The organism is Tardiphaga sp. 813_E8_N1_3, from assembly GCF_051811025.1.
Lineage (GTDB): Bacteria > Pseudomonadota > Alphaproteobacteria > Rhizobiales > Xanthobacteraceae > Tardiphaga.
Genome location: NZ_JBPWQE010000001.1, coordinates 364,904 through 377,500 on the forward strand (window position 1 = coordinate 364,904; position 12,597 = coordinate 377,500).

Genomic DNA, 12,597 nt, shown 5'->3' on the forward strand with positions numbered 1-12,597 from the left:
TTTTATGGCCTGATTCCGGTTTTGGTTTGAGAACCTCCTGAGGAGGCCGGTATCAAGATGGTAAATGTCGAACTGGTGAAGAGTCCGGTTGTCCGCCCCGATGAGCGTGGACATGAAGCCGATCATCCGACCTCGCTGGTCGCGGCCTTTGGCATGGATCAGCCGTTGCGGCTCGATTGCGGCGTCGACCTCGCCCCGTTCCAGATCGCCTATCAGACCTACGGAACGCTCAATGCCGACAAATCCAACGCGATCCTGGTCTGCCACGCACTGACCGGCGACCAGCACGTCGCCAATATCAATCCGATCACCGGCAAGCCCGGTTGGTGGCAGACATTGGTCGGGTCCGGCAAGGCGCTCGATACTGACCGCTACTTCATCATTTCCTCCAATGTGCTCGGCGGCTGCATGGGCTCGACCGGTCCGGCGTCGACCAATCCCGCCACCGGCAAGATCTGGGGGCTGGATTTCCCGGTCATCACCATTCCCGACATGGTGCGTGCGCAGGCGATGCTGATCGACAGTCTCGGTATCGGCCAGCTGTTCTGCGTGGTCGGCGGTTCCATGGGCGGCATGCAGACACTGCAATGGACCGCGGCCTATCCGGAGCGGGTGTTCTCCGCGCTGGCGGTCGCCTGCAGTACACGGCACTCGGCGCAGAATATCGCGTTCCACGAATTGGGTCGTCAGGCCGTGATGGCCGATCCCGACTGGCGCGGCGGGCGCTATTTCGAGGAAGGTACGCATCCGCATCGCGGCCTCGGTGTCGCGCGCATGGCCGCGCATATTACTTATCTGTCGGATGCCGCTCTGCACCGCAAGTTCGGTCGCCGCATGCAGGACAGGGAGTTGCCGACTTTCTCCTTCGATGCGGATTTTCAGGTCGAGAGCTATCTGCGCTATCAGGGCTCGTCCTTTGTCGAGCGCTTCGATGCCAACTCCTATCTCTATCTGACGCGTGCGATGGACTATTTCGATATCGCAGCCGACCACAACGGCAAGCTTGCGGAAGCGTTTCGCGATACGCAGACACGCTTCTGCCTGATGTCGTTCACATCCGACTGGCTGTTCCCAACGGCGGAATCGCGCGACGTCGTGCACGCGCTGAATGCCGGTGGCGTCCGCGTATCCTTTGCGGAGATCGAGACCGACAAGGGCCACGATGCCTTCCTGCTCGACGTGCCTGAGTTTCTCGATATCGCCGATGCATTCCTGAACTCCGCAGCCTCCGTGCGCGGCCTGCCTGTTACGGGGACATAGAGATGGCGTTTCCACAACAAGTCTTGCCGCTAAATTCTGTGGTGGCGACGCCGGCGCCGCGCGGTACGCAGGACTATCGCGGCGACCATCTCCTGGTCGCGGAGATGATCAAGCCGGGCTCGAAGGTGCTCGACGTCGGCTGCGGTGACGGCGATCTGCTGCAATTGCTGGAAAGCCGCGGCATCGACGGCCGCGGCATCGAATTGTCGCGCGAGGGCGTCAACCGCTGCGTCGGCAAAGGCCTCGCAGTGGTGCAGGGCGACGCCGATACGGACTTGATCAACTATCCCGACGATGCGTTCGACTACGTGATCCTGTCGCAGACGCTGCAGGCGACGCGGCAGCCGCGCGTCGTGCTGGAAAATCTGCTGCGCATCGGCCGCAGCGCCATCGTGTCGTTTCCGAATTTCGGCTTCTGGAAGATGCGCGTGCAATTGCTGGTCGGCGGCCGGATGCCGCGCACGGAGAATCTGCCGGCGACATGGTACGACACGCCGAACATTCACTTCTGCACCATCAAGGATTTCGTTGTCTTGTGCGACGAGATCAACGTGAAGATGGAGCGTGCCGTTGCACTCGATCTCTATGGCCGTCCGTTGCGCCTCAATGCGCCGTGGTGGTTCTGGAACATGTTCGGGGAGCAGGGCGTTTTCCTGCTGAGCCGCGCGAGTAAATCCTCGCAGCCCTGATCGCGTGTAAATTTCCGCATGATGGAAGCGTGAAAGGCCGCATTTTACGCGGCCTTTTTGCCGTGTGTCGCTCCGTGATGCACGCCAGGGGTGCGCTTAGAAAGCTAATTCGAATAGGTAATAAAAGCGCGCATTCCGCCGAGTGGGTGGCTGCTATGTCTATACGTATGGCATCCGTTGAAGTTGAAGCGATTCACTCCGATGTCGCCGTTAAAAAATCGTCACTTGAACCGTTCTAGGTCTTGTTATCGCCATACCAACTTCGTTACCACGCCCGTCCCGATTGTTGGCCCGCGTATTTGGGCCGATGGGGTTCGGGGGTGTTAAGAGGAAAAATTCGGTATGGTTCAGTTCTTTGCGTATCGCCGTGCACTTCGCATCTCGGCTCTTGCGGTGTGTTCGGCGGCAGTACTCGCTTCAGTCTCTCCTGCGTCGGCACGACCCCAGCACGGCGCCTCGCGTCATTCACATCACGTCGGCAAGTACACACACAGCACGCGTCATCACGTCCGGCATCGCGCGCGATATGCGCGGCGCAGTGCCCGAGTCGAACAGCAGGCGCCTTCGTTTGGCGACTCCGCGAATTTCAACAACGCCAATGCGAGCATGAATCAGCCCTCCGGCGGCTTCGGCGGTTCGGGTATCGTCGACGCGGCGCGCAGCTTCATCGGCCGCGGCAATCCGACGGCGCGTGGTCGTTTGTGGTGTGCAGCGTTCATGAATCTCGTATTGAAGCGCACCGGCCATCAGGGCACTGGTTCGGATATGGCGCGCTCGTTCTCGAGCTACGGACAGCGCATCTCCGGTCCGCAGGTCGGCGCCATCGCCGTGATGTCGCGCGGTCGTCGCGGCGGTCATGTCGGCGTCGTCTCGGGCGTCGATGCCAAGGGCAACCCGATCATCGTCTCCGGCAATCATGGTAACCGCGTCGCCGAGTCCGTCTATTCGCGCGGCCGCATCTACGCCTACGTGATGCCGACGAGCTGATAAGCTTAATCTGCAACTAAACTCAGTCGTTATGCCCGGCCTTGCGCCGGGCATCCACGTCTTCCTTCGCGACTAAAGCGTGGATGGCCGGGATATCCAGCGAAGCCGCGCTTCGCGCTTTGCCAGGCCATGACGGAGTTTGAACTTAATCTTCCGACTTGATCTCATCACCCGCAGCGATCGTGCCGCCGGTGATGACCTCGGCATATACGCCGCAGTCGGCATGGCCGTAGGTCTGCAGCAGCGTTTTCGGAATCGTCAGATCCCGCGCGGCTGTATCCGGATCGACATTGGTCGCTGCACAGCGAACGATGCGCTTCACAACCTTGAGCCGGGTGCTGCCGATAGCAAGCGTCCGGTCGATCATCTCGAATTCATGCCAAGCCGGCCAGCCCGCTAGATACAAGTTGCCGCGAAAGCGCAGCGGATGTACCGGCTGCCCAACGGCCTTTTCGAGATCGTTGACGCTGGCGAGGTTGATGATCGACACCACCTTGCGCGGCACGTCCGAAAAGCTATGGCCGTCCGCGAACAGCACTTTGGGTGGCCCGCGTAGTTCATCGGCAAAATGTGCAGCGAAGAACGCTTCGATCTCCGCACGTCCTTCGGCCGTCTGCAGGTTGGCCCGCGCTGCCTCCACGTTGTCCTGCCGGATCGTCAGCGTATGGCTGGTGTCGTCGTAGTGGCTGCGCAGCGCCGCCAGGCGCTCGTTGCGCATCAGCATCAGAAACTGGGTCTTGGGAAAATATTGCGGTGCTGCCGGGTCGAACCCGATCGGGCCGTTCTCGATGGCGTATCGCCGGTCGGCCGGCAGGGGCTGGCCGGGCATCAGCGTGACTTGTTCCAGAGGCTCGGGCGTCAGGCCCTTCACGGGATAGCGGTAGATGCTGGCAACGCTGGCGTAAGACTGTTCTGGCATGGTTCCGGTCTTAAGAGATTTGGGCCCGTAGCGCCATGGCCGAGCCGATTGGAATTTTATGTGGACCCCTTCCGTTTCGGGAACTGGCTGCCCACATTTGCATCAAGCTGGTTTTGACGCCAGCGACGACCGCAGCCGGTTGACGACGATCAATGCGGCCTGCGGACACCCAATGAAGATGCCCCATCCGTGCTTTCGAGGCGGACAGGGCAGGCCGAGGGACAACACACGATGAATATTGAGAAATACACCGAACGGGTGCGCGGCTTCATCCAGTCGGCGCAATCACTGGCCGTGCGAGAGGGCCATCAGCAATTCTCGCCGCTGCATATTCTGAAAGTTCTGCTGGACGACAGCGAAGGTCTGGCCGGCGGCCTGATCGACCGCGCCGGCGGCAACTCCCGCGCCATCCTGAAGGCGACGGAAACCGAGCTGGGCAAGATGCCTAAGGTCTCGGGTGCCGGGGCCGGGCAGGTCTATCTGGCGCCGGCGACGGCGCGCGCTTTCGATGCCGCCGAAAAGGCCGCCGAAAAGGCGGGCGACAGTTTCGTCACCGTGGAGCGGCTGCTGCTTGCGCTGGCGCTCGACAAGGACTCAGAAGCCGGCAGCCTGTTGAACAAGGGCGGCGTCACTCCGCAAAATCTCAATGCCGCGATCAATGCGCTGCGCAAGGGCCGCACGGCGGATTCCGCCACGGCCGAAAACGCCTATGACGCGCTGAAGAAATATGCCCGCGACCTGACCCAGGCTGCGCGGGACGGCAAGCTCGACCCGGTGATCGGCCGCGACGAGGAAATCCGCCGCACGATTCAGGTATTGTCGCGGCGAACCAAGAACAATCCCGTGCTGATCGGCGAACCCGGCGTCGGCAAGACTGCCATCGTCGAGGGCCTCGCGCTGCGCATCCTCAACGGCGACGTGCCTGATAGCATCAAGGACAAGAGCCTGCTGTCGCTCGATCTCGGCGCACTCATCGCCGGTGCGAAATATCGCGGTGAGTTCGAGGAGCGGCTGAAGGCCGTTCTGGGCGAGGTCACCGCGGCCGAAGGCGGCATCATCCTGTTCATCGACGAAATGCATCAGCTGATCGGAGCCGGCAAGGGGGATGGTGCGATGGACGCGTCCAACCTGCTGAAGCCCGCGCTCGCCCGCGGCGAATTGCATTGCATCGGCGCCACCACGCTCGACGAATATCGCAAGCATGTGGAGAAGGACGCGGCGCTGGCGCGGCGTTTCCAGCCGATCTTCGTGGCGGAACCGACCGTCGAAGACACGGTCTCGATCCTGCGCGGCCTGAAGGACAAGTACGAACAGCATCACGGCGTCCGCATCACGGATAGCGCGCTGGTCGCTGCCGTCACGCTGTCGAACCGCTACATCACCGATCGCTTCCTGCCGGATAAAGCCATCGACCTGATGGACGAGGCGTCGGCACGGCTGAAGATGCAGGTCGATTCCAAGCCCGAAGAACTCGACTCGATGGACCGCGAGATCATCCGGCTCAAGATCGAGCAGGAGGCGCTTGGCAAGGAAACCGATGCCGGCTCGAAGAGCAGGCTCGAAACGCTTAAGAAGGAACTCGCCGAGCTCGAAGAGAAATCGGCAGCGCTCACCCAGCGCTGGTCGGCCGAGAAGAACAAACTGTCGGATGCGCAGAAGCTCAAGAGCGAGCTCGACGGCTTGCGCCTCGAACTGGCCGATGCGCAACGCCGCGGCGAATACCAGCGTGCCGGCGAACTGGCCTATGGCCGGATTCCGGATCTGGAGAAGCGGCTGGCCGATATCGAAGCCAACGAGAACGCCGGCGAGATGATGGAGGAGGCGGTCACCGCCAACCACATTGCGCAGGTGGTCTCGCGCTGGACCGGCGTGCCGGTCGACAAGATGCTGGAAGGCGAGAAGGACAAGCTGTTGCGGATGGAGCTCAGCCTTGGCGAGCGCGTCGTCGGCCAGGCCGAGGCCGTGCGCGCAGTGGCGACGGCAGTCCGCCGTTCGCGTGCCGGTCTGCAGGATCCGAACCGGCCGATGGGCTCGTTCATGTTCCTCGGCCCCACCGGCGTCGGTAAGACCGAGCTGACCAAGGCGTTGGCATCCTATCTGTTTGACGATGACACCGCGATGGTTCGCCTCGACATGTCCGAATACATGGAGAAGCATTCGGTCTCGCGTCTGATCGGCGCGCCTCCGGGCTATGTCGGTTATGACGAGGGCGGCGCGCTCACCGAAGCTGTGCGGCGGCGGCCCTATCAGGTCGTGCTGTTCGACGAGGTCGAGAAGGCGCATCCGGATGTGTTCAACGTGCTCCTGCAGGTGCTCGACGATGGCCGCCTGACCGATGGTCAGGGCCGGACTGTCGATTTCCGCAACACACTGATCATCATGACGTCGAATCTCGGCTCGGAATTCCTGGTCAACCAGCCCGAGGGTGAGGATACGTCCGCGGTGCGCGAACAGGTGATGGGTATGGTGCGCGGGCATTTCCGCCCCGAATTCCTGAACCGTGTCGACGAGATCATCCTGTTTCATCGCCTGCAACGGAGCGAGATGGGCCGGATCGTCGAGATCCAGTTTGCGCGGCTGCAGAAGTTACTGGAAGATCGCAAGATCACGCTGGTGCTGGACAACGATGCGCGCGACTGGCTCGCGGACAAGGGTTGGGATCCCGCCTATGGCGCCCGTCCCCTGAAGCGGGTGATCCAGCGCAATGTCCAGGATCCGCTGGCCGAGATGATCCTCGCCGGTGACATCAAGGACGGCGACCATGTCGACATAAGCGCCGCCGGCAACGTCCTGACCTTCAACGGCAAGCCGGCCCGGACCGCGGAGATCGCCGAGTTTGAGGCGCCGGTGCCGAAGCGGCAGCTGAACTGACGGCACGGGTTTAAACGCAACGAAACGGCCTGAACCTCGCGGTTCGGGCCGTTTCCACGTCGGAGAAAGATCATGACCCGCATTCTCGTGGTCGGCGCCACCGGCCTTGTCGGCCGCCATGTCATCGCCAAAGCGCTCGCCGACAGTCGGATCACGCGCGTCATAGCGCCGACCCGTCGGCTGCTCGAGGCGCATGCGAAGCTCGACAACCCGCTGGTCGATTTCGACCGGTTACCAGCCGAGGCCGACTGGTGGGACGTCGATGCTGTGATCTGTGCACTCGGCACGACGCGCGCCAAGGCCGGCTCGGATCAGGCGTTTCGCGTGGTGGATCATGATTACCCGCTCGAAGTCGCCCGGCTGGCGCGCAACCACGGCGCTAGTCGTTTCGCGCTCAATTCGTCGGTGGGTGCCAATGCGCGCTCAAAACTGCTTTATCCGCGTACCAAAGGCGAAGTGGAGGAAGCGCTGAAGGCGATGGGCTTTCAGTCTTTGACGATTGTGCGGCCGGGCCTGATCGGCGGCGATCGCGACGAATTCCGGCTGGGCGAACGCATCGCGGCAGTTGTGCTCGGTATCCTCGGTCCGGTCCTGCCGCGCAGCTACCGGATCAGCCCCGCTGACAAGATCGCCGATGCATTGATCGAGGCGGCCGTGACAGGCGCGCCTGGTGTTCATCTGATCGGGTCTGTAGAGCTCGCTGCGGATTGATCGCCGGACCTCAGCGTCCCTTTCGGCACGCCCGCGCGGCGTCGGTCTGACGCGCAGAACAAGGCGAAAAATACGGATTTAGCGGCTGGTCGTCGGCCGTGCTGGTGGCACCGCGCTGGTCACGCCGGCATCGGACACGCGGGCGCCGGGGCCACGCATGGTCATCTGGGTATCGATCCGGTCACGCTCCTTCTCGAAGCCTGCCATGATTGGCCCTTCGAGCGAGCGGCCGCGCGGCAGTTTCACGCGCATAGGATCGACAAAGCGGCCGTTGACCAGAATTTCGTAGTGAACGTGGGCGCCGGTGGACATGCCGGTCGAACCGACGAAGCCAATGACCTGGCCCTGCCGCACGCGCTTGCCGGACTCCATGCCCTTGGCAAAGGCCGACATATGGCCGTAGGCGGTCTCGTAGCCGTTATTGTGCTTGATGCGGATATATTTGCCGTAGCCGCCTTCCCAGGCTGCTTTTTCGATCACGCCGTTTCCGGATGCGAAAATCGGGGTGCCGTAGGGCGTCGACCAGTCCACGCCGGTATGCATCTTGGTGTAGCCGAGGATCGGGTGGCGGCGTCCGCCGAAGCCCGAACGCATGATGGCGTTGTTGACGGGTTTGCGGACCAGAAACTTCTTCGCGCTTTTGCCGGTCTCGTCATAGTAGTCGACGACGGAGTCGTCGGTGGTCAGGAAGCGATAGTATTTCTTGGTTTCGCCGCCCACCGTAAGCGAAGCGAACAACACTTCGGTCTTTTCGGTGATGGTGGCGCCTTCGTCTTCGCCGGCAAAGAACACGTCGAACGAGTCGCCGGGCTGTACTTTGCGTTGGAAATCCACGTCGTAGGAGTAGATCCGGATCATGTCCTCGATGACGGTGGCCGGGACCTTGTTGCGCAGCGCCGTCTCGTAAATGCTCTGATAGAGCCGCACGCCGGTGCCGTCATCCTCCTCGTCATCATCCGATGCGCTTGGCGCTTCGGCGACGGTGTTCATGCTGGAGACATCGACGGCGACGTATTTGCCGAGATCCGAGAGGGCGGCGACCGCCTCGATGGTGGAATCGTTGGCGACGATGACGCGGTAGGGCTGCAAACGCTGGCCCGGTCCGGCCGGTGACATCAGAATTCGAACTTTCTGGCCTTCCTTCAGTCCGCCGTCGCGGCCGCGGGCACCCAGCGTAGTGGCAATGGCCTTGGCTTCCTCGGGCATTGCGCCCTGGTCGCGCAGGATCGTCAGGATGGTGTCGCCCTTCTTGACGATATGGATGCGCTCGCCATTCGGGTTGCCGCCGGTCGCCTGATCCTTGGTCTTGGCCAGCAGCGTGACGTTTTCCGGCACGATGCGGGTTTCGAAGCCGGCATAAGGATCGGCCGTGGTGCCTTCGGCGGCATAGGCCATCTTCATGTCAGGCTGTCCGCCGATATCGCCGGTGGCGCTGGCGACCGTCGTGTAGCGAACGCCGGTATTGCCGCGCCAGTTGGAGGCGTCGCGCACGCGCATCAAGACTTCATCGATAGCAACGCTGGCGCCGATCTTGGCTTTCGGCAGTACCTGACCGAGATCGCGGGTGACGAAGGAGACTTCGGCATCGGGCTCGACGGCATTCGGATTGGCCGCGGCGTCGTCGCTGTTCGGAACGGGGCTGCCGACATCGGTCAGCAGGCGCTGCGCATTAAAGGGCGGGATCTTGGCGCTGAGATCGCTGGTCGCCATCGCCAGATTGCCGGAAATCCGGATGAAGGGTCGTACACGCATGACGTCGCGATTGCCGACGCGGGTGACGGTGGAGACTTTGAGTACCTGGCGCGCGGCGGAAGATTCGCTCGGCGGCGGCAGGCGGTCGCTCTTATGCAGGCTGGCTTGTTTGTCGGTGGCACTAAAGGCGCCGCGCAGCGCGCCTTCGACGCGCTCGGGCACTTTGGCGAAAGTCATCTCGCCGTCGAGCGACGCAAAAACGGCGCCGCCGATCAGAGCTGCGCCGCAGAGACCTGTGAGAATAGTACCGCTGAACCACTGTACCGATACGCGGCGACGATCGATCACCGCGGCTTCGGAGCCGTCAACGGATAGCGGCGGCTCGTGGCCGAGATCAATTATCCCGGTCTCACGATTATAGGCGCCACTGCGTGACAGTCCGTGATTCAAGCCGACATCCCCCGAATTCCCAGCATCATGCGAAGAGTCTTCCCCAAGCACATCGCATCGCCGGTCGAACAGTGCGCGCCAAAATGCTGGCCGAATGGACGAACGTCAATGCTGCAAACTCTTTCGCGGTGTTATCGTTGGCCCAAAAGAACGCTGCGATGGCGCAGTTCGTTCTTTCGAGAGACCGTTGAGCCCAGATCCTGGTCCGACCGCCCCCAAAAAGTTTCAGGGGCGATGCAGAATCTTTGCACAAGGCATGCTCAGAACGTCGGAGGAATGTGGCTCTTGTACGGCGTTACCCCTGTAAAACCTACGCTTTTTGGGCCCCGAGGCCTCCTCCACAGCACGTGACGATTTTCTGACGAATGGCGTTGACAGTTTCGGGTGAGGGGGCCTATAACCCGGCCACTGAGCGCGGCGGCGCCGGGGCCTTCGGCCCGGGCGGTTGTTTGTGTCTCGGAAGCTCATCACCGTGAAGAGTGCTTCAGTAGCCGATAGGTGTCGGCTGCTGTTCTGTTGTCGAGTGATTGAGCGATAAGATTTTCTCCCTTATGGGGAGATTGACGCGTCTGCGTCGGGCTGTTTGACAAGTTAAAATGAAGAAAGAGAAACGTGGACGGCGGAGTCCTTGCGGGTCTCGTTCGATGGGAGCTTCGGCTTCCTGAGGCGGGGCCGGACGAAAGACTTCGGCGGTACACGTTTTGATACAAAGGTTAACACCATCGTTGTTAGCGCTGTGAAGCGCGGACAGCAGGTCGCCAAAGCCGCAAGGTTTTGAACGACTTAGTATGGTGGGACCTCGTCAATACGTTGTGATCAGCCGGTTTAAAGTTTCAAGTCCAACTTGAGAGTTTGATCCTGGCTCAGAGCGAACGCTGGCGGCAGGCTTAACACATGCAAGTCGAACGGGCGTAGCAATACGTCAGTGGCAGACGGGTGAGTAACGCGTGGGAACATACCTCTTGGTTCGGAACAACACAGGGAAACTTGTGCTAATACCGGATAAGCCCTTACGGGGAAAGATTTATCGCCGAGAGATTGGCCCGCGTCTGATTAGCTAGTTGGTAGGGTAATGGCCTACCAAGGCGACGATCAGTAGCTGGTCTGAGAGGATGATCAGCCACATTGGGACTGAGACACGGCCCAAACTCCTACGGGAGGCAGCAGTGGGGAATATTGGACAATGGGCGCAAGCCTGATCCAGCCATGCCGCGTGAGTGATGAAGGCCCTAGGGTTGTAAAGCTCTTTTGTACGGGAAGATAATGACGGTACCGTAAGAATAAGCCCCGGCTAACTTCGTGCCAGCAGCCGCGGTAATACGAAGGGGGCTAGCGTTGCTCGGAATCACTGGGCGTAAAGGGTGCGTAGGCGGGTTTTTAAGTCAGAGGTGAAATCCTGGAGCTCAACTCCAGAACTGCCTTTGATACTGAAAGTCTTGAGTATGGGAGAGGTGAGTGGAACTGCGAGTGTAGAGGTGAAATTCGTAGATATTCGCAAGAACACCAGTGGCGAAGGCGGCTCACTGGCCCATAACTGACGCTGAGGCACGAAAGCGTGGGGAGCAAACAGGATTAGATACCCTGGTAGTCCACGCCGTAAACGATGAATGCCAGCCGTTAGTGGGTTTACTCACTAGTGGCGCAGCTAACGCTTTAAGCATTCCGCCTGGGGAGTACGGTCGCAAGATTAAAACTCAAAGGAATTGACGGGGGCCCGCACAAGCGGTGGAGCATGTGGTTTAATTCGACGCAACGCGCAGAACCTTACCAGCCCTTGACATGTCTATGACCGGTACCAGAGATGGAACCTTCCCTTCGGGGCATAGAGCACAGGTGCTGCATGGCTGTCGTCAGCTCGTGTCGTGAGATGTTGGGTTAAGTCCCGCAACGAGCGCAACCCCCGTCCTTAGTTGCTACCATTTAGTTGAGCACTCTAAGGAGACTGCCGGTGATAAGCCGCGAGGAAGGTGGGGATGACGTCAAGTCCTCATGGCCCTTACGGGCTGGGCTACACACGTGCTACAATGGCGGTGACAATGGGATGCAAAGGGGCGACCCCTCGCAAATCTCAAAAAGCCGTCTCAGTTCGGATTGGGCTCTGCAACTCGAGCCCATGAAGTTGGAATCGCTAGTAATCGTGGATCAGCATGCCACGGTGAATACGTTCCCGGGCCTTGTACACACCGCCCGTCACACCATGGGAGTTGGTTCTACCTGAAGGCAGTGCGCTAACCGCAAGGGGGCAGCTGACCACGGTAGGGTCAGCGACTGGGGTGAAGTCGTAACAAGGTAGCCGTAGGGGAACCTGCGGCTGGATCACCTCCTTTCTAAGGATGGATCTTCAGAAGCTTGCTTCTATCGATCCTCTTTTGAAACATCAGTGGCCAAACATTGGATCAATGTTTGAGCTGCATAGGCGGGACACCGCCGTCTTCGTTTCTCTTTCTTCGCGGACGAACACACGCTGGGGCGTGCTTGATCGTGCATCTGGCGAAAGCTGGTGCCGCAAGCAGAGCCCTTTGTTGTTAGGGCTTGTAGCTCAGTTGGTTAGAGCGCGCGCTTGATAAGCGTGAGGTCGGAAGTTCAAGTCTTCCCAGGCCCACCATATTTGCGCGCTTTGAATTGAGCTGCTGCTGACGTCGACTTTGCATCTGCAAAACGTACTCTTCATTGAGCGTTGAGCATTCGTCTTCTGGAACGGGGGCATAGCTCAGCTGGGAGAGCGCGTGCTTTGCAAGCATGAGGTCGTCGGTTCGATCCCGTCTGCCTCCACCAGAAACTTTGGTGTTGGCGATGGTATCAAAACAACTTCACAAACATTCAGTGTGTTCACAGTGAGCGCTATACGAGCTGCTCCTGATTTAGTCCGCGTAATAACTTCGCTTGTTGGTCTTACGAGATCGACTGCGGGATTTATGACATCGTAAAGAGGAGATCGTTCCGAGGTTCGGATCTGCAAGCAATTGCGGGTGCCGATATCATAATCTCCAGGAATTGAGTGCGAACGCTTTGCTTGCA

The 12,597-nt window shown here is 60.3% G+C and carries 7 protein-coding genes, 2 tRNA genes and 1 rRNA gene; 8 read left to right on the forward strand and 2 right to left on the reverse strand.

Annotated features, from left to right (window positions below; translation table 11 throughout):
- Positions 1-57: 57 nt before the first annotated feature.
- The 3 genes from metX to AB8A33_RS01745 all read left to right on the forward strand — a co-directional run bounded on the left by metX (position 58) and on the right by AB8A33_RS01745 (position 2,936).
- Positions 58-1,260 (forward strand): homoserine O-acetyltransferase MetX, encoded by a 1,203-nt coding sequence (gene metX / locus AB8A33_RS01735; protein WP_439091178.1) that lies wholly within the window; start codon positions 58-60, stop codon positions 1,258-1,260.
- 2 nt (positions 1,261-1,262) lie between these two features.
- Positions 1,263-1,949 (forward strand): methionine biosynthesis protein MetW, encoded by a 687-nt coding sequence (gene metW, locus AB8A33_RS01740; protein WP_439091179.1) that lies wholly within the window; start codon positions 1,263-1,265, stop codon positions 1,947-1,949.
- 342 nt (positions 1,950-2,291) lie between these two features.
- The gene (locus AB8A33_RS01745; RefSeq protein ID WP_439091180.1) at positions 2,292-2,936 is read left to right on the forward strand and encodes a TIGR02594 family protein; all 645 of its coding nucleotides are present in this window, start codon (positions 2,292-2,294) and stop codon (positions 2,934-2,936) included.
- A gap of 145 nt (positions 2,937-3,081) precedes the next feature.
- Here AB8A33_RS01745 and AB8A33_RS01750 read toward each other — a convergent pair whose 3' ends face one another.
- The gene (locus AB8A33_RS01750; RefSeq protein WP_439091181.1) at positions 3,082-3,855 is read right to left on the reverse strand and encodes an MOSC domain-containing protein; all 774 of its coding nucleotides are present in this window, start codon (positions 3,853-3,855) and stop codon (positions 3,082-3,084) included.
- Between the two features lie 231 nt (positions 3,856-4,086).
- On the opposite strand from AB8A33_RS01750, the gene clpB reads away from it, so the two are divergent.
- Complete coding sequence (gene clpB, locus AB8A33_RS01755; RefSeq protein WP_439091182.1) at positions 4,087-6,726, forward strand: ATP-dependent chaperone ClpB; 2,640 nt, start codon at positions 4,087-4,089, stop codon at positions 6,724-6,726.
- Between the two features lie 72 nt (positions 6,727-6,798).
- Entirely contained in the window at positions 6,799-7,437 is a 639-nt protein-coding gene (locus AB8A33_RS01760; protein WP_439091183.1) for an NAD(P)H-binding protein, read from the forward strand.
- Positions 7,438-7,515: 78 nt separating this feature from the next.
- Here AB8A33_RS01760 and AB8A33_RS01765 read toward each other — a convergent pair whose 3' ends face one another.
- Entirely contained in the window at positions 7,516-9,579 is a 2,064-nt protein-coding gene (locus tag AB8A33_RS01765; protein ID WP_439091184.1) for a peptidoglycan DD-metalloendopeptidase family protein, read from the reverse strand.
- A gap of 840 nt (positions 9,580-10,419) precedes the next feature.
- Between AB8A33_RS01765 and AB8A33_RS01770 the strand changes: the two genes are divergently transcribed.
- The 3 genes from AB8A33_RS01770 to AB8A33_RS01780 all read left to right on the forward strand — a co-directional run bounded on the left by AB8A33_RS01770 (position 10,420) and on the right by AB8A33_RS01780 (position 12,354).
- Positions 10,420-11,906 (forward strand): 16S ribosomal RNA (locus tag AB8A33_RS01770).
- Positions 11,907-12,107: 201 nt separating this feature from the next.
- Positions 12,108-12,184: transfer RNA gene (locus AB8A33_RS01775), tRNA-Ile, on the forward strand.
- Positions 12,185-12,278: 94 nt separating this feature from the next.
- Positions 12,279-12,354, forward strand: a tRNA-Ala gene (locus AB8A33_RS01780).
- Positions 12,355-12,597: the final 243 nt, after the last annotated feature.